The sequence below is a fragment of the Streptomyces sp. NPDC017225 genome, from assembly GCF_044331465.1.
Lineage (GTDB): Bacteria > Actinomycetota > Actinomycetes > Streptomycetales > Streptomycetaceae > Streptomyces.
On sequence record NZ_JBIRNE010000001.1, the window covers coordinates 118,218 to 140,262 of the forward strand.

The window sequence follows — 22,045 nt, forward strand, 5'->3', positions numbered from 1 at the left end:
GGGCTCGCCGGTCCGTCGGAGGTGCCGCGTGCGCCACGGCGGCCAGCGGGAGCCGAGTGGGGCAGGTGGCGCGGACGCGGCCGGCTCGATCGCCCAGCGTTGAAAGAATGAACGGCAATTTGCAGAAAGTGATTACGGTGGCGAGAAGCTACCCGTGCGTGCCGCCGCCGTGAAGGGGTCGCGCTGCACACCGCCTCTCCGTCACCCGCGCGACAGCGTCGACGAGCAACGCGCCTGATGCCAAGTCATGTCTTCGACCGGACTCGTCCAAAGGGTTGACGGTAGTTGAACGGCGCCCTTACGGTCACGACCGCAACACCTTGCAGTCATCTTGCAGCAACGTATTGCAAGGGTGTGCCGACTCCCCAGTCAGTCGTCGGTCGGCACCCGACGCGACCCCGCACCCTCACACGGGAGACCTCATGCACGGGAGCACCAGCAGAGCGCGAAGAAGCACCGCGGCAGCGCTCGCCCTCACCGCCGGCGTGGCCGGCAGCCTCCTCGTCACCGCGGCACCGGCACAGGCGTCACCGCCCGGCGACAAGGACGTCACCGCGGTGATGTTCGAGTGGAAGTTCGACTCCGTCGCCAAGGCGTGCACCGACACCCTCGGCCCGGCCGGCTACGGCTTCGTCCAGGTCTCCCCGCCACAGGAACACATCCAGGGCGGACAGTGGTGGACCTCGTACCAGCCGGTCAGCTACAGGATCGCGGGCCGCCTCGGGGACCGCGGGCAGTTCAGGAGCATGGTCGACACGTGCCACGCGGCGGGTGTGAAGGTCATCGCCGACTCGGTCATCAACCACATGTCGGCCGGCAACGGCACCGGGACCGGCGGCTCGGCGTACACGAAGTACAACTATCCGGGCATCTACTCGGCGCCCGACTTCGACAGCTGCACCTCGGAGATCAACGACTACCGCAACCGCTTCAACGTCCAGGACTGCGAGCTGGTCGGGCTCGCGGACCTGGACACCGGTGAGGACTACGTACGGGGCAGGATCGCCGGCTATCTCAACGGCCTGCTGTCCCTGGGCGTCGACGGCTTCCGGATCGACGCGGCCAAGCACATGGCCGCGGGCGACCTGGCCAACATCAAGTCCCGGCTCAGCGACCCGAACGTGTACTGGAAGCACGAGGCCATCCACGGCGCCGGCGAGGCGGTCTCCCCGTCCGAGTACCTCGGCAGCGGCGACGTACAGGAGTTCCGCTACGGACGCGACCTCAAGCGTGTCTTCAACAGCGAGAACCTCGCCCACCTGAAGAACTTCGGCGAGGGCTGGGGCTACATGGCCTCGGACAAGTCCAACGTCTTCGTCGCCAACCACGACACCGAGCGCGGCGGTGACACCCTCAGCTACAAGGACGGTGCCAACTACACGCTCGCCCACGTGTTCATGCTGGCCTGGCCGTACGGCAGCCCCGACGTGCACTCCGGCTACGAGTTCTCCGACCGCGACGCGGGCCCGCCGAGCGGCGGTCAGGTGAACGCCTGCTACAGCGACGGCTGGAAGTGCCAGCACGCCTGGCGCGAGATCTCCTCCATGGTCGGCCTCCGCAACACCGCTCGCGGCCAGTCGGTGACCGACTGGTGGGACAACGGCGGCGACCGGATCGCCTTCGGCCGCGGCAGCAAGGCGTACGTCGCCATCAACCACGAGGGCTCCTCGCTGAGCCGTACGTTCCAGACGTCGCTGCCCGCCGGCGACTACTGCGACGTCCAGTCCGGCAAGGGCGTCACCGTGGACGGATCCGGCAGGTTCACCGCCACCCTCGGCGCCAACACGGCCGTGGCCCTGCATGTCGGTGCCCGCACCTGCGGCGGCGGATCCGACCCCGATCCCGACCCGGCGACCTCCGGCGTGTCCTTCGCCGTCAACGCCACGACCAACCTGGGCCAGAACATCTACGTGACCGGCAACAGGCCCGAACTGGGCAACTGGAACCCGGGCAGCGCCCACAAGCTCGACCCGGCCGCCTACCCGGTGTGGAAACTGGACGTGGAACTCCCCGAAGGCACGTCCTTCGCGTACAAGTACATCCGCAAGGACGAGTCAGGGAACGTGACCTGGGAGAGCGGCGCCAACCGCACCGCGACCACCACGTCCACCAAGATCACTCTGAACGACACCTGGCGCAACTGACCCCGCCTCAGCGTCCGTCCCGTGGCCGTCCCCGCCTCCTTTGGCGGGGTCGGCCCACCTCGCGCCACGGCCTTGCGAGCTCCGACCCGCTCGCAAGGCCGTGGCGCGGACCTGTCCGAGGTCAGCCGAGCGCTTCCTCCGTCGGCGTGGCGGGCATGGAGATCCGCCAGGTGACGAGACCGGCCACGGCGAGCCCGACGACGGACAGGACGCTACTGGCGAGGTAGGGGTCGATGCCTCCCATGGCCGGAGCGAACCCCAGGCCGACGTAGACCGTGACCCCGGTGGCCCCGCCCAGTTGGTCGGCGGCGCGCTGCACGCCGGAGGCGATGCCGGCATCGTCCTCGGTCACTCCGGTCACCGCGACGTACTGAAGCCCGACGATCCCGAACCCCATCCCGGCGGCGATGAACACCATGGCCGGGATCATCGCCGGACCGGTGGCGTCGAAGTGGGAGACCAGGGCGATGGCGGCCATCGCCAGCCCGGTGAAACCGATTCCCCAAAGGACACAGGCCCGGGCGCCCCACCGTCCGAGCAACCGCGGGACCAGCACGGAGGCCCCGATCAGTGACACGGCCAAAGGCAGCATGGTCAGCCCGGCCCGGAGCGGACCGGCACCCAACCGGTCCTGAAGGTAGTAGGTGAACAGCAGGAACGAGGTCGACAGCGCCGCGCTCACCAGAGCGGTGGCCAGGTTGGCCAGGACACGTGGACGGTTGCGGAAGAACCGCGGCGGCACCAGCGGATCGCGTGCACGCCGCTCGACCCCGACGAACAGGGCCCCGGCCACTACCGCGCCCACCAGCGCCACCGGAGGCAACCACGGCATCGTGCCGTCCCCCTCGCCCGCCTCGACGACCCCGAGGGTGAACAGCAGCGGAGCCGCGACCAGCAGGAACGAGCCGGGAAGATCCAACGCCGCCGACCCGGAAGGCCGTTCGCCCGGCACGAGGAAGACCGCCGCCGCGAGCACCACCAGGATGAAGGGCACGGACACCAGGAAGATCCACCGCCAGCCGAGCAGCTCGGTGATGAAACCGGAGACCACGAACCCGAGAACGAGGCCACAGCTCGCGACGGCCGCCCACACGCTCAACGCCCGCGACCTGCTCGGCCCTTCGGGGAACCTGAGCACGATCACCGCCATCGCGGCGGGAAGCGCGATCGCCTCACCGACGCCCTGCAGCAGTCTCGCTGTCACCAGCAGGGCGAAGGAGGGTGCGAGCCCGGCCAGCAGAGAAGCGGCACCGAAGAGAGCCGTGCCGAGCAGGAGGACGCGGCGCCTGCCGAGTACGTCGCCCAGCCGGCCGCCGAGCATCAGCAGCCCGCCACCGGTGATCGTGTACCCGACCACGACCCAGGTCAGCGCGTGACCGTCGACGCCGAAGTCGGCGCCGATCGAGGGCAGGGCGACATTGACCACGGTGACGTCGACCGCGATGAAGAACTGCAGCATGGCCATGCAGCACAGGGCCAGCCACGCACGCACCGGGGACGACGCGTCCCGGCGCGCGAAGAGGATGCCTGAAGACACCGAAAACGCTCCGTTGCTCAGAAGAAGTTCCGAGCAGCACGAAAGTGCCGCTCCGGTTCGACCACGAAGCGACGACACGTTCAACGAGAGTGAGACGAACGCCCCGCCGCTAGCGGAGCGCCCTCGTCACCGCGGCACAAGCCGCGCACGAAGCGGCAGACATGACACCGATGCTACCGGGAACCGCCGGCAGGGTGGTCCTTTCGCGTCCGGCGGCCAGCTCGATCGGGGGCGTCATCTCGATCGAGGGCGTCATTGTGCGCGGCCGAACAGATGTATAACCTGAGCGATGTCATGTGACATTGCACTGAGGCCCAATGCGTCGAGGGGGCGGGATCGATGACTTCGAAGGTCGTCGTCGTGGGCGCGGGCGTCGTCGGCGCCGCGTGTGCCTTCCACGCCGCCTCGGCGGGCCTGGACGTCACGGTCGTCGACCGCGGACCCGTCGGCGCCGGCACGACGAGCCGGGGGGAGGGCAACGTCCTCCTGTCCGACAAGGAACCGGGCCCCGAACTCGAACTGGCCCGCCTGAGCCGCGCGCTGTGGGACGAGGCCGGCCAGGAACTCGGACCGGAGACCTTCGAACTGGAGGCCAAGGGCGGCCTGGTGGTGGCGAGCACCCCGGAAGCCCTCACGGCGCTCGGCGAGTTCGCCGCCCGACAGGCCGCGGCCGGCGTCCGCGTCGAACCGGTCGACCGCGTCCACGACCTCGAGCCCCACCTCGCCCCCGGAATCCCCGGCGGCGTCCACTACCCCCAGGACGCCCAGGTGCAGCCCGTCCTGGCAGCCGCCGCCCTGCTGCGCGCCGCCATGGAGCGCGGGGCCCGCTTCCGCACGGGAGAGGTCGTCGGCGCCGTCACCGGCCGAAACGGCGAGGTCACCGGCGTCCGGACGGCCACCGGTGAGATGCTGAGTGCCGAAGCCGTCGTCAACGCCGCCGGCACCTGGGGCGGCGAGGTCGGCCGCCTGCTGGGCGCACCCGTCGAGGTACTCCCGCGGCGCGGCTTCGTCCTCGTCACCGAACCGCTGCCACCGATGGTCCGGCACAAGGTCTACTCGGCCGACTACGTCGCCAACGTCGCCTCCGGTGACGCCGGACTGGAGACCTCCTGCGTCGTCGAGGGCACCCGCGGCGGCACGATCCTCATCGGCGCCAGCCGGGAACGCGTCGGTTTCGACACCACCGTGAACCCCGCCGTGATCACCCGGCTCGCCGCACAGGCGTGCGCCCTCTTCCCCTTCCTGCGGGACACCCACCTGATCCGCGCCTACCGGGGCTTCCGCCCGTACTGCCCGGACCACCTGCCGGTCGTCGGACCGGACCCGCGGGCCCCGGGAGTCGTCCACGCCTGTGGTCACGAGGGCGCGGGCATCGGCCTCGCCCCCGCCACCGGCGCCCTCGTGACGGCCCACCTGCTCGGCCGCTCCTGGCGCGGAGCCGATCCGGCGGCGCACACCGGACTCCTGCCCGATCGTTTCCTCACCACCGGAGGTGACCTCCAGTGAGCCGGATCACCGTCGACGGCGAACCACTGCCGTTCGTCGAAGGACAGACCGTCGCCGCCGCCCTCGTGGCCGCGGGCCGCGTCGCCTGGCGCACCACTCGCGTCGGCGGCCGCCCACGTGGTGTCTTCTGCGGGATCGGCGTCTGCTTCGACTGCCTCGTGACCATCGACGGGACCGCGGGACAGCGCGCCTGCCTGGTACCGGCACGCACGGACATGACCGTCATGACCCGGGAGGACGACGATGACCGAACCGGATGACGCGGGGAATGGCGAGACGGCGACGAGTGAAGCGGCGGACCTTCTCGTCGTGGGCGCCGGGCCGGCCGGCATGGCCGCGACGGCCACCGCCCTGGCCGGCGGACTGCGCGTCGTGCTCGTCGACTCGGGCACCACCGCCGGCGGCCAGTACTGGCGGCACCCGCCGGAGCACGCCCGGGCGGCCGTCCCCACCGGCGACCTCCATCACGGGCTGCGCACCTACCGCGGCCTGACCGAGGCACTGTCCACGGGCCGGGACCGGGGCCGGCTCGACCTCCGCCCGGCGCACCACGTCTGGTCCGTGACCCGGGACGCCGACGCCTTCACGGTGCACGCCGTCGACCGGCGCCAGGCCCCCGAGGAGTCCGCCGTCACCCTGCGCGCACCCCGGCTGCTCGTGGCGACGGGGGCCTACGACCGTCAACTGCCCTTCCCCGGCTGGGACCTGCCCGGTGTGCTCACCATCGGCGGCCTCCAGGCCCTGCTCAAGGGCGGCGGAGTCACAGCGGGCCGCCGGGTGGCACTCGGCGGCACCGGTCCGTTCCTGCTGCCGGTCGCCGCAGGCCTCGCCGCCCGCGGAGCCGAGGTCGTCGCCGTGTGCGAGGCCGCCCACCCGATGGCGTGGCTGCGGCACCCCGGCCCGCTGCTGCGCAACCCCGACAAGTGGGCCGAAGGAGCGCGCTACGGTGCCGCCCTCGCCCGCCACGGCGTACGGATCCGCCCACGCACGGCCATCGTCGGCGCCGAGGGAACCGACCGGGTGACCTCGGTCCGCATCGCCTCGCTCACCCCCGACGGCGCCCCGCGCCCCGGCACGCAGCGACGCGTCGACGTCGACGCCGTGGGCGTCGGCTGGGGTTTCGCACCCCAACTCGACCTGCTGACCCCCCTCGGCTGCGCCCTCACCGACTCCGCCGACGGCAACGCGGTCGTCACCGTGGACGACGGGCAGCGCACCACCGTCCCCGGCCTCTACGCGGCCGGCGAGGTCTGCGGCGTCGGCGGAGCACCCCTCGCCCTCGCCGAGGGCCGCCTCGCCGCCGCGTCGGTCCTCGCCGATGGCGCGGCACCCGCCGTACCGCGCGGCAGGCGCCTGGCCGCGGTGCGCGCCACGGTGGCCAGGCACCGCGCCTTCGCCCGGGCGATGGCCCTCGCCCACCCCCTTCCCCGCGCATGGCCCGCGTGGCTGACCGACGAGACCGTCGTGTGCCGGTGCGAGGAGGTGACCGCGGGCGCGGTCCGCGCCGCCCGCGCCGAGGGCGGGGCCCACGACCACCGGCAGGTCAAACAGCTGACCCGGGCCGGCATGGGGTGGTGCCAGGGCAGGATCTGCGGGCCCGCCGTGCACTGCCTCGCGGCGGCGGACCGGGTCTACGCACCCGCGGAACGGATCATCGCGACGCCCGTCACCCTCGGCGCGCTGGCGGATCTGGACGCACGCCAGTGAGAACACGCAAGGACCAGTGAGAACACGCACGGACCAGCAAGAACACGCAAGGACCCGCGAGAACACAGTCAGACCAGCGAGAACCCAGAAGGAGCAGCCCATGAGCGGGAACCGCAAGCCCTGGCACGGTGTCGTCGTCGCGACGAGTCTGCCGTTCACCACCGGTCTCCAGGTCGACTACGGCGCCTACGCGGACAGCGTCGCCCACCTCGCCGAGCAGGGGCTGCACGGCGTCGCGCCGAACGGGTCGCTGGGGGAGTACCAGACGCTGACGTACGAGGAGCGCGACCGCGTCGTCGAGACGGCCGTCGCGAGCGCCCCCGAGGGCTTCACCGTCATGCCGGGCGTCGGCGCCTACGGCGGCGTCGAGGCCAGGCGGCACGCCGAGTTCGCCAGGGACGCCGGCTGCCAGGCCGTCATGTGCCTGCCGCCCAACGCCTACCGTGCCGACGACCGCGCCGTCCTGGAGCACTACGAGCTGGTGGCCTCGGCCGGCCTCCCCGTCACCGCGTACAACAACCCCATCGACACCAAGGTCGACCTGCGCCCGGAGCTGCTGGCCAAACTGCACGCCGAAGGGTTCATCGTCGGGGTCAAGGAGTTCTCCGGGGACGTCCGGCGCTGCTACGAGATCGCCGAGCTGGCGCCCGGCCTCGACCTCCTGATCGGCACCGACGACACCGTGCTGGAGGTCGCCGTCGCCGGCGCCAGGGGCTGGGTCGCCGGCTATCCGCAGGTCTTCCCCCGAGCCTGCCTCGCCCTGTACGAGGCGGCGGTCGCCGGCGACCTGGAGACGGCCCTGCCGCTCTACCGCCGGCTCCATCCCATCCTGCGCTGGGACAGCAGGACCGAATTCGTCCAGGCCATCAAGCTCGGCCAGGACATGACCGGCCGGCGCGGCGGCGGCTGCCGCCCGCCCCGGCAGCCGCTCACCCCTCAGACCGAGGCCGTCGTGCGCGCCGACACCCAGGCACTCATCGACGCCGGGACCGACTGACGATGCGCTCGGGCGTCTGCTACCACGCCGTCGACTCCCACACCGAGGGCATGCCCACCCGGGTCATCACCGGCGGCGTCGGTGTCCTTCCCGGCGCGACCATGTTCGAACGGCGGCAGCGCTTCATCGCCGAACGCGACCACCTGCGCACCCTGCTCATGTGCGAACCGCGCGGACACGCGTCGATGTCCGGTGCGATCCTGCAGCCACCGACCCGTCCGGACGCGGACTACGGAGTCCTGTACATCGAGGTGTCCGGCTGCCTGCCGATGTGCGGACACGGCACCATCGGCGTCGCGACGGTCCTCGTCGAGACGGGCATGGTCGAGGCCGTCGAGCCGGAGACCCTGGTCCGTCTCGACACCCCCGCGGGGCTGGTCACGGCCCGGGTCCGGGTGCGCGACGGTCACGCCGAATCGGTGACCCTGGAGAACGTGGCGTCGTACTGCCACGCGCTCGACCAGGTCGTCGACGTCGAGGGCTACGGCCCGGCGCGCTACGACATCGCCTACGGCGGCAACTTCTACGCCTTCGTCCGGCTGGAGGATCTCGGGATCCCCTTCGAACGGGCGCAGAAGCAGCGGATGCTCGACGCCGGCCTGGCCGTCATGGACGCGATCAACGCGCAAAACCCGGTGACCCACCCCGAGAATCCCGCCATCGACGTCTGCCACCACGTCTATCTGGAAGCCCCCGGATCGACCGCGGAGCACTCGCGGCACGCCATGGCGATCCATCCGGGATGGTTCGACCGGTCGCCGTGCGGCACGGGCACCAGCGCCCGGATGGCGCAGCTGCACGCCCGCGGCAGGCTGCCGGTCGGCCGGGACTTCGTCAACGAGTCCTTCATCGGCTCCCGGTTCACCGGCCGCCTACTCGGCGAGACGACGGTCGGGGACCGGCCGGCCGTTCTGCCGTCCGTCACCGGACGCGCCTGGATCACCGGCACCGCGCAGTACCTGCTCGACCCGTCGGACCCGTACCCGGCCGGCTTCACGCTCTGAGTGCTCCCGTGCGCCGTCGCGCGGCGCACGGGAGCGGTTCCGGTCAGTACCGGGTGGTCACGGTGACTCCGGAGAAGTCCCGCACCCCGTGCAAGGTGATGTAGTTGTAGCCGGCCGGTGGGCTGGTGACGGTCAGCGTGTGCGTGTTGCCGCCGCCGGTCGCGCGGGCGGTGTGGCTCGTGTTCGTGGCCCAGCCGGCGCCGTCGTAGTACAGGTCGGCGTCACCGGTGCCGCCGGACGTGGTGATCGTCAACCGGTCCACACCGGACGGCAGATGGAGGTACAGGTAGTCGTTGTCACCCGTGCCGGCGGACCGGTCGCTCCGCCGGCAGTCGCGGCCCAGGACCCTGGCGTCCCGGTCGGCGCACTCGGTCACGGCGCCGCCGTCGGAGCCCACCGTGACGGACTCGGTGACCGCGCCGGTCGCGCCCCTGTCGTCGGTGACGGTGAGCCGGACGCTGTACGTTCCCGCCGTCCCGTACGTCTTGGCGGGGCTGGAGGCGGTCGAGGTGGTGCCGTCGCCGAAGTCCCACGACCGGGAGACGACGGTGCCGTCGGAGTCGGTGGAACGGTCGGCGAACGTGGCCGTCAAGCCCTGCACCGTCGCGTCGAACGCCGCGGTCGGGACCTTGTTGCCGGGCGGGTTGGTGCCCCCGCCGCAGTCACCTGCCGCGCAGTCGGCCAGCCACGCCGACCAGTCGGCGTCGTAGCGGCTTCCGATGGTGCGGGTCAGGTGGGTGCGTGCGGCGTTCCAGTCGCCGGAGCGGTAGTGGCCGAGCACCGTCCGCATGTCGTCGGGGTGCTTCTCCAGCATGTACCGGACGGCGAGGTAGCCCCAGCGGTACACACGGGTCGTGTCGTGACTGTAGGTGGTGTCGAACAGGGTGCTCAGGGCGTACGTGCCGCGGCCCGCCTCGGCCGTCGCCTCGTCGTAGGCGACACCGCGGTAGGAGTAGGAGACGTATTCGGCGAAGCCCTCGATCCACCAGATGGTCGGGGTGCTGACATTGGCGGTGAAGTCGCCGTACATGTCGAACCGGCCGTCGAGGTAGTGGGTGTACTCGTGGTTCAGGTTCCAGATCTGGAAGTCCGGACGCAGCCACTCGGCCTCGTAGGCGATGAAGCGGGGCTGGTTGCCGACTGCCGCCGGGTTGCCTTCGAGGTACATCCCGCCGTTGTTGGTGTCGATTCCGTACAGGGCGCCGGCGTAGGTCTGGTAGTCGGTGCCGGAGTCGAAGACGACGACCTCGAGGGTGTCGTTGCGGTCGTCCGCGACCGGGCCGCTGTCCTGGGCGACGCTGTGGAAGTAGGCGTCCTGCTCGCGCATGCTGCCACAGCTGGACGACAGCTCGGCCGACGTCATCTGCTGCGCCTTGATGGTGATGCCGGAGCCGCAGGCGTACGTCACCGGCAGTACGGCCTCCGCCAGTTGGCCCGGCAGGTCGCAGGTGCCGTAGTAGGCGCAGTGGGCCCGGTCGTAGTAGTCGGTCATCTCGGCGACGCCGACCCAGAGCGGGGCGGTGGTGCCCTTGATCGAGGACGAGTTCAGCAGACCGGCCGCGAGCGGACGGACCTTGGAGAGCAGGGCCGGATGCTGGAGGAACCGGCCGAGTTCACGTCCGGCGTTCGACGTGAGGTAGGACTGGTCGGTCCCGAGCAGCGCGAGGTGGCGGGAGGCGAAGCCGTACAGCGCGTCGACCAGGCCGGGGTCGGACTCCACCGCGGCGACGAACGCGGGCACCTGATGACCGCGGAAGGTGACCGTGTACACGTTGTTGACCGCGTTGAGCATCCACCAGGAGGCGTTCCACGACGAGTCGTAGTCCGCCAGCAGCCGCTTCAGTACGGGGATGTAGCGGGCGTTCTCCTCGGCGCTGTCGATGAGGGTGACGGCCTCGGCGAGGGTCTCGCCGTTGGCGTCCGTGACGTCGTGCGAGTGGGCGCTGGCGAAGAACGCGTCCAGACCCGAGCGGATCGCGGTCCGCAGGGTGTCGCCGTAGGCGCCGACGGCGTCCGGGTCGTAGTACTGGACGTAGTAACCGGCCCGCAGGTACAGCACGAGCTGGGGCATGCCGGTACTGGCGTCACCGGGGTAGGACGCCGAACCGTCGCGCACCGCGCCCGCGACGGAGACCATCTGGGCCTCGCGGAAAGCGCCGTGGGCGTCGGAGCCGGTCAGGCCGAACAGGGTGTTGACGCAGTCGGCCGTGGACGCCTTGATCTGCCGCACCAGTTCGCCGCCGGTACGGCTGGTGAAGTCGGACGCGTCGCAGGCGGCGGACTTCGTCGCGCTCCGGCCGCGGTCGGTGGCGGCGTCCTTCGACGCGGAGGGCCGGGGCGGTGGCGTCGCGGCCCTGCCGTAGGGCTGCTTGAGCACCTCCTTGCTCGCCGCCAACGGGGGTATGTCGGATGCCTTCAGGCGTCCCTCGCCGACGTGTGCGCCGTCAGCGGTGGCGGTCCGCGCCGCGGGCGCGGGACCGGAGTGCCGCTCGCCCAGGGACGAGGCGTACGCGGCAGGCGCGGAGGTGCCGGTCCGGGCGTCGGCCGGGTGGGCGAGCAGACTCGCGCCCAGTGCCCAGGCGAGGGTCAGGGGCAGTACCGCACCCAGACCTCGCCGGACGAGGGTGGTTCTCACTGGTGCCTCCCATGAGGGGATCGGGTCACGCGACGGCGCGACCGATGGGGTGAACTGACGGGTCTCGAAGTCGGGGGAGAGGGCCGCGCCTTCGGCTGAACGGAACGCCGGCAGAGTGCTTGCTTGGCATGCCCACGACTGACCTGTGACATGTACCATTGCACAGGTGACATGGCTCGGGGAAGCCGTCTGACCGAACGAGCGGTTGCCGCCTGGTGGACGGGTGCGGAGCAGGGAACCTGGCGAAGGGCGAGTCGCCCGGTCAGAGCGTGGGACGCGAACCGGCCTGCCCGGGTACGCGGTTGCCGCGAGGTGACTGTGGCCCCGTCGGATACGACGGGACCGTCACCGGCGGCCGGTGACGGTCGGGTTGGCGCCGTGCGACGGGCGCGGACGGGCCGCGCAAGTCCGTCGCCCGGGGATGTGCGCGGGACCTATCGCGTGCCGGCCCTGGGCGACTGCTCGCCGCCCTGGGTGCCGGCCGAACCGTCCACCGGATCCGTGGCCGATCCGTCCGCCGATCCGCCCGCCCACAGGGTGCGGATGTGCGCGAGGTGGCGGCGCATGCACTCCTCGGCCTCCCGCACCCGGCCGGCCACCATCAGGTCGAGCAGCTCGACGTGCTCCTGCGCGGAGGCCACCAGGTGCCCGGACTCGTTGAGGTGGCCGAGCCCGTACAGTCGCGACCGTTTGCGCAGGTCGGCCACCACCTCGACGAGGTGCTGGTTCCCGGCGAGCGACAGCAGTTCGAGATGGAACCGGTGATCGGCTTCCAGGTACTTGAGGATGTCCTGCTTCCGGGCCGCCGTCACGATCTCGCGCGCGAGCGGGCGCAGCGCCTCCAACTGCTCCGCGGACGCCGTCCCGGCGACCCTGCCCACGACGGGAACCTCGATGAGTGTACGGATCTCCGTGAACTCGTCGAGGTCCTGGTCCGTCATCTCGGTGATGCGGAACCCCTTGTTGCGGACCGCCTCGACCAGACCCTCCCGGGCCAGATCGAGCATGGCCTCCCGGACCGGAGTCGCGGAGACACCCAGCTCGGCCGCCAGGGCGGGGGCGGAGTAGACGACACCCGGACGCAGTTCACCGGCGATGAGCGCGGCCCGGAGCGCGTCGGCCACCTGGTCGCGCAGGTGTGTCTGGACCGAGATCGTCCGTGATGTGAGATGAGGCATCCGCGCTCCTCCGAGCCCTCGGTCCGATCACCTCCCACCATACAATGTCACGTTGTCCGGACTCGGCCCCGGGCTCGGACCCGGAAACCTCCACGCGCTCCCGCGCTCAACGGGACGCCGCCACCCACTCCTCCACCTCGTCGGCACCGCGCGGCAGACCCGACGACAGGCACACCACTCCGTCGGCCGTGACGACGAAGTCGTCCTCGATCCGCACGCCGATACCACGCAGTCCCCCGGGCACCGTCAGATCGTCGGGCTGGAAGTACAGGCCCGGTTCGACGGTGAGGACATGACCGGACTCCAGCGTCCCGTCCCGGTAGGTCTCGTCGCGGGCGCCGGTGCAGTCGTGGCAGTCCAGGCCGAGCATGTGGCCCGAGCCGCACACCGTGTACCGGCGGTACCGCTCGGACACGGGGGTCGACGCCGTACCGCCGGGCGGTCGCAGACCCCAGCCGTCGAGCCCTTCGGCGATGACGCGCATCGCGGCCTCGTGGAAGTCTCGGTACCGGGCGCCGGGCCGCAGCGCGGCGATGCCGGCCGACTGGGCCGCGAACACCAGGTCGTACACGCGTCGTTGGGCATCGGTGAAGCGGCCGCCGACCGGCAGTGTCCGGGTGACGTCGCCCGTGTGGAAGGAGTCGGCCTCGACCCCGGCGTCGAGCAGCAGCAGGTCACCGTCCCGCACCGGGCCGTCGTTGCGCATCCAGTGCAGAACGCAGGCGTGCGCCCCGGCCGCCGCGATGGTCTCGAAACCCAGGCCGTGACCGTCCAGCCGGGCGCGCCGGTTGAAGGTGCCCTCGATCCAGCGCTCACCCCGCGCCAGACGGGTGGCGTACGGCAGTTCACCCACGACGTCGTGGAACCCGGCGACCGTACTGCCCACGGCGGCACGGAGCTGCTCGATCTCCCACTCGTCCTTGACCAGCCGCAACTCCGCCAGAAAACCGGCCAGTTCGGCCTCCGCCGGGTCGCTGCGCGGTACCAGTGTGTCGACCAGCGCGTCCTGCCCGCGCACCACCCGGGTCGGGACACGGTGCGCGAGGGCCCGCTCCAGGTCGTCGCGGGCGGCGACCTCGACGCCGAGGGCGTCCGCCGTCCCGGTCAGTGTCCGGCGCCGTCCCACCCAGAACTCGCCGTACCGCCGGTCGCTGTGGAACTCCGCGCCGTGCGGCCCGCCGTGACGTGGCGATCGCGGCCGCGTGAACAGTGTGACCGCGTGCCCGCTGCCGGTCGGTTCGAAGACGAGCACGCTGTCCGGGACCGCCTGCGTGCCCTGCTCACCGGTGAGGTGGATGAACGCCGAGTGGGGGCGAAAGGCGTGGTCGAAGTCGTTGCTGCGGACCTTCAGCCCGCCCGACGGCACGACGATCCGCTCGCCGGGGAACCGCTCGGACACGGCCGAGCGCCGCTTGGCCGCCCACGCCGCCCCCGACAACGGCGGCGGTCTCGTGTCCGTGTCCGCCCATCCGCCGAGGAAGGGATCGTGCGCCGGGGCGTGGGCCCCGCCGCCGCGACCGTCCGGCCCGGGCGGGCCGTTGTGCTGTTCCATCGCTGAATCACCTCGATGTGTGGGTACGTGAATGCCCGACGGCACCGGGGCACCGTCCGGGTGAGGCGCGTCACGGCTCCGGCGCGTACGTCGCCGGAAGCAGCCTCATCAGCAGTTCGGCTCCGCCGGGAGTGATCGACCAGAGCCCGGAGAGCTCCGGATCACCGCCGTCGCGACCGCGCTCGAACACCGCTTCGGGGCTCCGCCCGGCCGGCGCCGGGACCGGTACGACGGCCCAGCAGCGCTTGCCGTCGGCGGTGCGCTCGGCGCCGTGCAGCAGGCAGAGCCCGTCGACGAGGACCAGACCACGGCCCCCTTCACGGTCGCCGTCCGCCTCGCGGCGGCCCGGCAGTACCCTGCTGCCGTCGAGCACCGCGACGACGAGCAGACCCGGCTCCCACGACACCTCGACGGTCAGGGGTCCGCCGGCGTGCCGCAGCCCGTTGGTGAGCAGTTCCGAGGCCACCACTTCCACACGGAAGAGCAGGTCCTCGTCCATGGGCACCCCCAGCGAGACCACGGCCGCCAAGACACGGTGGCGGGCGCCGCGGACCGCGGCCGCGGTTGCCTCGAGGGTGAAGCGGAGCTGGGGGGAGGGCATGGCGCGTCTCCTCGGAAGATGATGTCCCCGAACCGCCGTGGGCGGGCGCGGCGGGCGGTGACCGGTGACCGGTGACGAGGTCCGCGCTCCAGGGGAGTGAGCGCGCAAGGTGGAGATTTCCACGACCGGATCCGCTCGGACAACGGGTCCGGCCATAGGAGAACGGGCGGACGAGGCATAAGGCCGGCCCTCCGACCGGCCCGCCGCACAGCGCCTGGGACACCGGCCCTCAGTGCCCGGACCCGGAGGCGAGGAAGCCGCATCCGTCCGTCCGTCCGTCCGCCCGTCCTTCCGTCGCATAATGGTCCGGCTTCCCGAGCGTCGAGGTGTGTGCTGTGGAACTTGAGCTGCGTCATCTGAGGGTCCTGTGCGCGATCGCGGACTCCGGCAGTGTCGGACGGGCCGCTGCCGTACTCGGCTTCACGCAGCCCGCGCTGAGTACCCAGCTGCGCCGCATCGAGCGACTGCTCGGCGAAGGGCTCTTCGTACGCAGCAACACGGGCGTGGAACTGACCGCGTACGGCGTCGAGGTCGTCAGCCAGGCCCGGGACGTGCTGTCCCGGGCCGAGGCGCTCGGCCGGCGGCACGGCAACGGTTCGCCGGGAGCCGGAGGCCGCACCCTGCGGCTGGGAGTCACCAACACCCCCGTACTGCCCGACCTGCTGGGCAACCTGCGCGAAGGGTGCCCGGACCTCACGGTCTCCGTCTGCGGCGTGTACGCCACCGGCGAGCTCCTCAGGCTCCTGGAGGCCGGTGAACTCGACGCGGCACTCGGCATGGACTATCCCGGCCTGCCCCTACGGCACTCCGACTCCTTGGCGCACCGCGCCATCAACACCGTTCCGGTCTTCGTGGCCGTGCACTCCGGCCACCCCCTGGCACACCGCGTGGAAGTCCCGCTGGAGGACCTGTCCGAGGACACCTGGTTCGTCTCCTCCGACGACGGAGTGGGGTGGCCCGCCGCCTTCTACGACGCGTGCGACGCCGCGGGCTTCGCCCCCGCGAGCACGCACGAGTTCCACATCCTCGAACAACTGCAGGCGATGATCGCCATGGGTCTCGGGGTGGCCGTGGTGCAGCCGACCATCCGCCCCATCGACGGAGTCCTGGTCAAACCGCTGGCCGGGGACCCCCTCTGGCAGCGCCATCTGCTCGTCTGGCGCCAGGAGGCCGTCGAGCCGGCGGTGGCCGAGGCGCTGCACCACCACGCCGTCCGCGTCTACCGGAACCTCCTGGCGCAGGCCCCGCACCTGCAGAGCTGGGTGGCCCGGGCCTACAGCGGCCGTCCGCCGTCCCCGCGCCACGCCGTCGGACAGGAGAGGCACGACTCGGTAGACCCGAAGGGATGAACGCGGAGGGATCTCCGTCTGCCGCTGTGATCGGTCCTCCAGACTGCGACGTGCGTATCCACATCGCACTCCCCGGCGGGCCTGCGCGGCGCATCGCGTACGCGGCGCCGACGCGCCCTCGCGAGAGTGCGAGGCGACGGAGGGGGGAAGGGTGGCGCGGCGGCACACGCTGTTCGGAGACAGAGCCCGTTACTGGTTCGACAGCACGCTGACCCGCGGTGCCGCGGCTCTCGTCGGCTGGATGGCACTGCTGTGCCTGGCCGTCGTCGTACCGGCCAGTGCGGTGATGGTGTGGACCGACCCCGACGCGCCGGCGTCCCCGCGGGACCGGTTGGCGCAGGTATGGCGCCTCACCGGGGAGACGATGCGGCTGGGCGGTGCGACGGGCACGCCACTGCGGGCGATGATGTCGGTGCTGCTCGCACTGGTCACCCTGCTGTACGTCTCGACGCTCGTCGGCCTGATCACGACGGCGCTCACGGAGCGGCTCACCGCGCTGCGGCGGGGCCGTTCCACCGTGCTCGAACAGGGGCACGCCGTGATCCTCGGATGGTCGGAACAGGTCTTCACCGTCGTGAGCGAGCTGGTGGCCGCCAACGCCAACCAGCGGCGTGCGGCGGTGGTGGTGCTGGCCGACCGGGACAAGACCGTCATGGAAGAGGCACTGGGCACGAAGGTGGGCTCTCTCGGCCGTACGCGGCTGATCTGCCGCAGCGGCCCCACCACCGACCCGGCCGTGCTCCCTCTGACCAGCCCTGCCACGGCCGGTGTCGTGCTGATCCTGCCCCACGACGAGCCGGACGCCGACGCCGAGGTGGTCAAGACACTGCTGGCCCTCCGGGCAGCCCTGGCCGGGGAGAAGACCCGCCCGCCCGTCGTCGCCGCCCTCCGCGACGACCGGTACCGCCTGGCCGCGCGGCTCGCCGCCGGACCGGGCGGCGTCGTCCTGGAGAGCGACACCGTCACCGCCCGGCTGATCGTCCAGGCTGCCCGCCGCCCCGGGATCTCCCTCGTCCACCAGGAACTGCTCGACTTCGCCGGCGACGAGTTCTACCTGGTCACCGAGCCCGCCCTGGTCGGCCGCCCGTTCGGCGACACGCTGCTGTCCTACTCGACGTCGAGCGTCGTCGGACTGGTGCGAGGAGGCACCCCCATGCTCAACCCGCCGCCACGGACGCCCATCGCTCCGGACGACCTGCTCGTCGTCATTTCCCACGACGACGACACGGTCCGGCTGGACGGCTGCGAGGAGTTGGCCGAGGAGACGGCGATGGCGTCCGGCCCGGCGACGCCCGCGCGAGCGGAGCGGGTCCTCCTGCTGGGCTGGAACCGCCGAGCGCCACTCATGGTCGACCAACTGCGCCGCCGCGCTCGGCCCGGATCTGTTGTCGACGTGGTGGCGGAACACGGGGAGGCGACGATCCGGCAGGTGAGCGAAACCGACGAGTGCGGCGGGACCGGCCTGAGCCTGACCCTGCGGCACGGGGACATCACCCGTCCCGAGACCCTGCGAGTCCTGGACGTGCACTCCTACGACAGCGTGATCGTGCTCGGCCGTGACCCCGTCCCGGGACAGCCGCCGGACGAACCCGACAACCGCACGCTCGTCACCCTCCTGCTCCTGCGTCAACTGGAGGAGTCCACCGGGCGTGAACTGCCGGTGGTCACCGAACTGATCGACGACCGGAACCGGGCGCTGGCCCCCATCAGCCCCGGAGCCGACGTGATCATCAGCGGCAAGCTCATCGGTCTCCTCATGACACAGATCTCCCAGAACCGGCATCTGGCGGCGGTGTTCGAGGAGCTGTTCTCCGCCGACGGCACCGGGGTCCGCCTGCGGCCGGCCACTGACTACGTGCTGCCAGGCAGCGAGACGTCCTTCGCCACGGTGGTGGCCGCGGCACGTCGCCGGAGCGAATGCGCCATCGGTTACCGGAACCACGACCTTTCGCAGACGAGCTCCGGCGGCGTGCGGATCAATCCGCCCAAGGACGAGCGACGCCGGTGGACGGCCGAGGACGAGGTGATCGTCATCGGCAGGGACTGACGAACGGCGACGGCGGGGCGGGCTCGCTGACCGGGTACGAAAACGGATCGCGTGAGGTGGCCGCCGCCGGCACGCTGCCCTCATGGACCACGCGGACGTACTGCTCGTCGCAGGCCGAGCCGGTGTCGGCAAGACGACGGTGGGCTGCGAGGTTTCGGCGCTGCTGCGCTCCGAGCCGCTCGCTCACGCGATCGTCGACGGCGACTTCATGGGCCAGGTGCATCCGGCTCCGGAGGGAGACCCGCACCGCGCGGAGATCACCGAGAGCAACCTGACCGCCGTGTGGGCGAACTTCGCCGAGCGCGGCTGCCGACGCCTGATCCCTACGAACACCATGAGTGTGCTGCCGGAGGCGACGGGCATGTCCGAACGTGCCCTGGGGGCGGGAGCGCGTATCACAGGAGTCCCGCTCACCGCCTCCGACGCCACCGCCCGCGAGCGGCTGGTGGGACGGGAACTCGGCTCGGAGCTGGAGCGGGAGTGGGAGTGGGAGGGAAGTGTCCGCAAGGCACGGCTCCTTGACCAGAGGGCCCCCGCGGAAACCGTACGGGTCGCGACGGACGGACGGCCCGTCGTCGACATCGCGCGCCTCCCACCCGCGAACGACACGTCCCCGTTGCCCTCCGTTGACGATCAGTGCCAGGAAGCCGGGCTCGCTTTGATCATCCGCGCCAGGCAGTCCGCTCCCGCACCGGGCGGCTCGCCACCGTGCCATCGTCGAGCTGTCGGGGCTCGGCAGACGGTCACGGGCGTGTTCCGCGCACACCACAGATCGTGCCGAGCGCACCGACGTCACCGACACGCCGATGACACCGACACCAGGAGTGCACCAGCATGCGCATTCGAAGCAGGGTCACAGCGCTCACGTCCGGAGCGACACTCGCGGCCGCGACATTGCTCACCAGCGTCGCCGCGACCCCCGCGCAGGCGTACGACCCCGACCCGAGGACCTACGTCACCCGGCAGGCGACGGACAACTGCCCGTGCACGCACGGCGATCTGATCGACGGGACCTACTTCCACAAGGACGCCGGAGGCGTGGGCGTCAAGATACTGGCGACGGTGGGGACTGCCTCCAACATCGTGGGCAAGGTCGAGTTCCACCCCCTGGACGAGAAGCTCTGGATCTACGACACGAAGAACGACGGTGACGCTCTCTACGCCCAGGTGACGTGGTCGGGCGGAAAGTCGTCGGTGTACAAGGCGCCCGGCACCGCGAAGACGATCGATGTCCGCACCGTCGACCTGGACATCCCCGAAGGCACCTACGTCTCCGTCAAGTTGTTCGACGGCAACGGCACGGACGCGATCCAGTCCAGCCAGGGACGGGCCTGACGCCCGACGGCTGACAGCTGAGCTCGCCCGGGCCCCGCCGGCCCGGGCGAGCTCATTCCACCACCTCCAGAGCGCGCCGCCGGTACTCGCCCGGCGGGACGCCGTGGGCGTCGCGGAAGGCCCGGCTGAAGTGGGCCGCTGACGTGAAGCCCCAGCGGACGGCGACGCGGCCGGCGGGGACCGCGCGGTGTGCGGGGTCGCTGAGGTCCCGTCGGGCGGCATCGAGGCGGCCTGCGCGGATCAGCCCCGCCACCGTCTCGTCCTCGGTTTCGAAGAGCCGGTGGAGCTGGCGGGTGGAGAGGTGGTGGGCGGCGGCGACGGTGGCCGGGGAGAGCCCGGGGTCGTGCAGATTCCGCTGGATGTGTTCACGGACGTGGAGCACCAGGGCACGCTCGCGGCTCTCGTCCGCAAGCTCGGCCGACGTTTCGGACTCGTGCGCCAGCATCCCGGTCACCAGGTCGACGAGCAGCGTGGCGAGCCGACGGCTGTCCGACGGGCGGTAGCCGCCCTCCTCGCCGAAGAGCTGGGTCAGCGTCTGCGCGACCAGCAGCCCGAAGCCGCGCCGGCCGGACAGGCGCCGCCCGAGCAGCCGGTCGATGTGGCGGCGGGGGGCGGGGGAGAGGGGCATCAGTGCCTTGGGTATCTCCAGCCCGATGGCCACCAACGGGGAGTCGCCGAACGGCGACCCGACCTCGCACGGGACGGAGGTGTCGATCACGTAGAGATCGTGGGCATGGTGTATGCCGCTGTTGCCGGCCTGCTCGGTGCTGAGGGGCACGCTGCCGGGCAGGACCAGCGTGAGGTGGTACAGCTCCGGGTCCGACCTGCGGATGTCGACGGCTCTTCGCCGGTTGTGGCACGGCCGGAACGTGGTTCGCCACACGACCAGCGGACCGAGCCGCAGCAGGTGCTGGCTGGCCGTGAACTCGGCGGGCCGGTCGCAGACGATCTCCATCGGCGCGATGGTGCGGTCCATGCAGTCCCGCCAGGCATCGAACCGTTCACCGCGCGGCAGGTCCGCGGTGCGGAACACCGTCATGGGCAGCATGGATGTCGACCCTTCCCTCCGACGCACCGTGAAGATCGACCGTACCGGCGCGCGATCGCGCTCCGCCACCGGCATCACCCCACGAACGGCGGCGACTTGCGCACCGGCTCACGCCTTCCGCCGCAATAGCCGCGAATGCCCTCCCGGTGGGGTACCGCTGCTCCCCGGCCCTCCACTTGGCCAGGCTCTGTGGGCCGTCAGACGTGCCGGAGACAGAGTGATCCCCACTGGAAGCCCGCGCCGATCCCGGAGAGCACGTAGATGTCTCCCGGGGCCAGAGCCCCTTCGGTGATGGTGGAGTGAAGCGCGGTGAACAGGCCGGCTGATCCGGTGTTGCCCAGTCGGTCGACTGTGACGGGGGCCCGCTCGTGGGGGATGTCCAGCGCGGCCATGGTTTCGGTGAGGATGTTCAGGTTGGCCTGGTGCAGGAAGAAGTACCGGATCCGGTCGACCGGCATGCCGGCGCGGTGGGCGGCGCTGGTGATGCTCTCGGGCAGGCGTGTGGTAGCGGCGTTCCAGACGGCTCGGCCGTCCATGCGCAGGTAGTGCTCGCCCGCGGTGACGGTGGCCGCGGTGGTCGGCAGTCGGGAGCCTCCGGCGGGGATCTGGACGCCGTAGGACAACTGGGAGCCCAGGTCGTAGGAGAGCAGGCCCGCTCCGGAGGTGTCCCTGCGGGTGAGGACGACGGCTGCCGCGGCGTCACCGAAGAAGACGCCGGTGGTGCGATCGGTGGGGTCGGTGACCCTGGAGGCGCAGTCGGCCGCGAGAAGCAGGATGGTGGTGATGGAGGGGTTCTGCAGAAGGTGCGCGGCGATCAGCATGGCCTGGATGCCGGAGGCGCAGGCGGCTTGGGTGACGTCCAGGGACAGGGCGCGGTGGGCACCGAGGGCGTCCTTGACGATCAGCGCGGTCGACGGGAGCGGCTGGTCCCCGGTGTAGGTGGCAACGATGACCGCGTCCAGTTGGGCGGGCGTGATACCGGCGGAGTCCAGTGCGGGGGCGGCGGCGGCGACGCACATGTCGGAGGTCGCCAAGTGTGGTGCCAGGCGACGGCGTTCACGGATGCCGGTGCGGCTGGTGATCCATTCGTCGCTGGTGTCCAGGGTGCGGGTGAGTTCCTGGTTGGTGACGACCGCCGGTGGCAGGTGCATCCCGGTCCCGGCGATGGCGAACGGCACGGGCAGACCGGCACCGGTCTGGTGGAACAGGGTCCGCTCCTCGGTGACGGTCATGTCGTAGTGCTCCGCTCGGACACGATCGGTTCACCCTGAGGAAATCCCATATCCGTTCCCTTCCTTACCGGACGCGAATGGTTCGGCGTCCCTTGAACTGTCGATCGCCAACCCCGCCGAATCGTCCCACGGGAGCCCGGGATGTGACTGCACGCGTTAATTCGTGAGCGTGA

At 71.2% G+C, this 22,045-nt stretch carries 17 protein-coding genes and 1 pseudogene; 10 read left to right on the forward strand and 8 right to left on the reverse strand.

What is annotated here, in order from left to right:
* The first annotated feature begins 422 nt into the window (after window positions 1–422).
* Window positions 423–2,144: a carbohydrate-binding module family 20 domain-containing protein gene (locus tag ACH4NX_RS00470; protein ID WP_398127225.1), complete on the forward strand. Its 1,722-nt coding sequence runs from the start codon at window positions 423–425 to the stop codon at window positions 2,142–2,144.
* Between the two features lie 121 nt (window positions 2,145–2,265).
* On the opposite strand, the gene ACH4NX_RS00475 is transcribed toward ACH4NX_RS00470, so the two are convergent.
* Window positions 2,266–3,609: an MFS transporter gene (locus tag ACH4NX_RS00475; RefSeq protein WP_398127497.1), complete on the reverse strand. Its 1,344-nt coding sequence runs from the start codon at window positions 3,607–3,609 to the stop codon at window positions 2,266–2,268.
* A 411-nt stretch (window positions 3,610–4,020) separates the two neighbouring features.
* Between ACH4NX_RS00475 and ACH4NX_RS00480 the strand changes: the two genes are divergently transcribed.
* From ACH4NX_RS00480 to ACH4NX_RS00500, 5 genes are all read left to right on the forward strand, one after another.
* Window positions 4,021–5,187, forward strand: coding sequence for an FAD-dependent oxidoreductase (locus ACH4NX_RS00480; RefSeq protein ID WP_351398730.1), 1,167 nt, complete (start codon window positions 4,021–4,023; stop codon window positions 5,185–5,187).
* Entirely contained in the window at window positions 5,184–5,447 is a 264-nt protein-coding gene (locus ACH4NX_RS00485; protein WP_351398732.1) for a (2Fe-2S)-binding protein, read from the forward strand. Before ACH4NX_RS00480 ends, ACH4NX_RS00485 begins: the two co-directional genes overlap by 4 nt.
* Window positions 5,431–6,894, forward strand: a complete 1,464-nt coding sequence (locus tag ACH4NX_RS00490) for an NAD(P)/FAD-dependent oxidoreductase (RefSeq protein WP_398127226.1) — start codon at window positions 5,431–5,433, stop codon at window positions 6,892–6,894. Before ACH4NX_RS00485 ends, ACH4NX_RS00490 begins: the two co-directional genes overlap by 17 nt.
* A 100-nt stretch (window positions 6,895–6,994) precedes the next feature.
* Window positions 6,995–7,891, forward strand: coding sequence for a dihydrodipicolinate synthase family protein (locus tag ACH4NX_RS00495; protein ID WP_351401083.1), 897 nt, complete (start codon window positions 6,995–6,997; stop codon window positions 7,889–7,891).
* Between the two features lie 2 nt (window positions 7,892–7,893).
* Complete coding sequence (locus ACH4NX_RS00500) at window positions 7,894–8,895, forward strand: proline racemase family protein (RefSeq protein ID WP_351401085.1); 1,002 nt, start codon at window positions 7,894–7,896, stop codon at window positions 8,893–8,895.
* Between the two features lie 43 nt (window positions 8,896–8,938).
* Here the strand turns inward: ACH4NX_RS00500 and ACH4NX_RS00505 are convergent, their stop codons facing one another.
* From ACH4NX_RS00505 to ACH4NX_RS00520, 4 genes are all read right to left on the reverse strand, one after another.
* Entirely contained in the window at window positions 8,939–11,530 is a 2,592-nt protein-coding gene (locus tag ACH4NX_RS00505; RefSeq protein ID WP_398127227.1) for a collagenase, read from the reverse strand.
* Window positions 11,531–11,964: 434 nt separating this feature from the next.
* Window positions 11,965–12,708: a GntR family transcriptional regulator gene (locus tag ACH4NX_RS00510; protein ID WP_398127228.1), complete on the reverse strand. Its 744-nt coding sequence runs from the start codon at window positions 12,706–12,708 to the stop codon at window positions 11,965–11,967.
* A gap of 106 nt (window positions 12,709–12,814) precedes the next feature.
* Complete coding sequence (locus ACH4NX_RS00515) at window positions 12,815–14,260, reverse strand: aminopeptidase P family protein (protein ID WP_398127229.1); 1,446 nt, start codon at window positions 14,258–14,260, stop codon at window positions 12,815–12,817.
* Window positions 14,261–14,330: 70 nt separating this feature from the next.
* Window positions 14,331–14,861 (reverse strand): ATP-binding protein, encoded by a 531-nt coding sequence (locus ACH4NX_RS00520; protein WP_351401094.1) that lies wholly within the window; start codon window positions 14,859–14,861, stop codon window positions 14,331–14,333.
* Window positions 14,862–15,196: 335 nt separating this feature from the next.
* Here ACH4NX_RS00520 and ACH4NX_RS00525 point away from each other — a divergent pair, with 335 nt between their 5' ends.
* Together ACH4NX_RS00525 and ACH4NX_RS00530 are read left to right on the forward strand one after the other, a co-directional pair.
* On the forward strand, window positions 15,197–16,210 hold the full coding sequence (locus ACH4NX_RS00525; RefSeq protein WP_351401096.1) for a LysR family transcriptional regulator: 1,014 nt from the start codon (window positions 15,197–15,199) through the stop codon (window positions 16,208–16,210).
* Window positions 16,211–16,361: 151 nt separating this feature from the next.
* On the forward strand, window positions 16,362–18,257 hold the full coding sequence (locus ACH4NX_RS00530) for an NAD-binding lipoprotein (RefSeq protein WP_351401099.1): 1,896 nt from the start codon (window positions 16,362–16,364) through the stop codon (window positions 18,255–18,257).
* Here the strand turns inward: ACH4NX_RS00530 and ACH4NX_RS00535 are convergent.
* Window positions 18,241–18,480, reverse strand: a complete 240-nt coding sequence (locus tag ACH4NX_RS00535; protein WP_398127507.1) for a hypothetical protein — start codon at window positions 18,478–18,480, stop codon at window positions 18,241–18,243. The genes ACH4NX_RS00530 and ACH4NX_RS00535 overlap by 17 nt on opposite strands.
* Between ACH4NX_RS00535 and ACH4NX_RS00540 the strand changes: the two are divergent.
* A pseudogene (locus tag ACH4NX_RS00540) lies at window positions 18,397–18,846 on the forward strand (hypothetical protein); the annotation flags it as partial. The gene ACH4NX_RS00535 and the pseudogene ACH4NX_RS00540 overlap by 84 nt on opposite strands.
* A gap of 245 nt (window positions 18,847–19,091) precedes the next feature.
* Window positions 19,092–19,592, forward strand: coding sequence for a hypothetical protein (locus ACH4NX_RS00545; protein ID WP_351401101.1), 501 nt, complete (start codon window positions 19,092–19,094; stop codon window positions 19,590–19,592).
* Between the two features lie 52 nt (window positions 19,593–19,644).
* Here ACH4NX_RS00545 and ACH4NX_RS00550 read toward each other — a convergent pair whose 3' ends face one another.
* Window positions 19,645–20,640 carry a helix-turn-helix domain-containing protein gene (locus ACH4NX_RS00550; RefSeq protein WP_398127230.1) on the reverse strand — a complete coding sequence of 332 codons (996 nt, stop codon included), beginning with the start codon at window positions 20,638–20,640 and terminating at the stop codon, window positions 19,645–19,647.
* A 197-nt stretch (window positions 20,641–20,837) separates the two neighbouring features.
* Window positions 20,838–21,872 carry a ketoacyl-ACP synthase III gene (locus ACH4NX_RS00555; RefSeq protein WP_351401105.1) on the reverse strand — a complete coding sequence of 345 codons (1,035 nt, stop codon included), beginning with the start codon at window positions 21,870–21,872 and terminating at the stop codon, window positions 20,838–20,840.
* Between the last annotated feature and the right edge of the window lie 173 nt (window positions 21,873–22,045).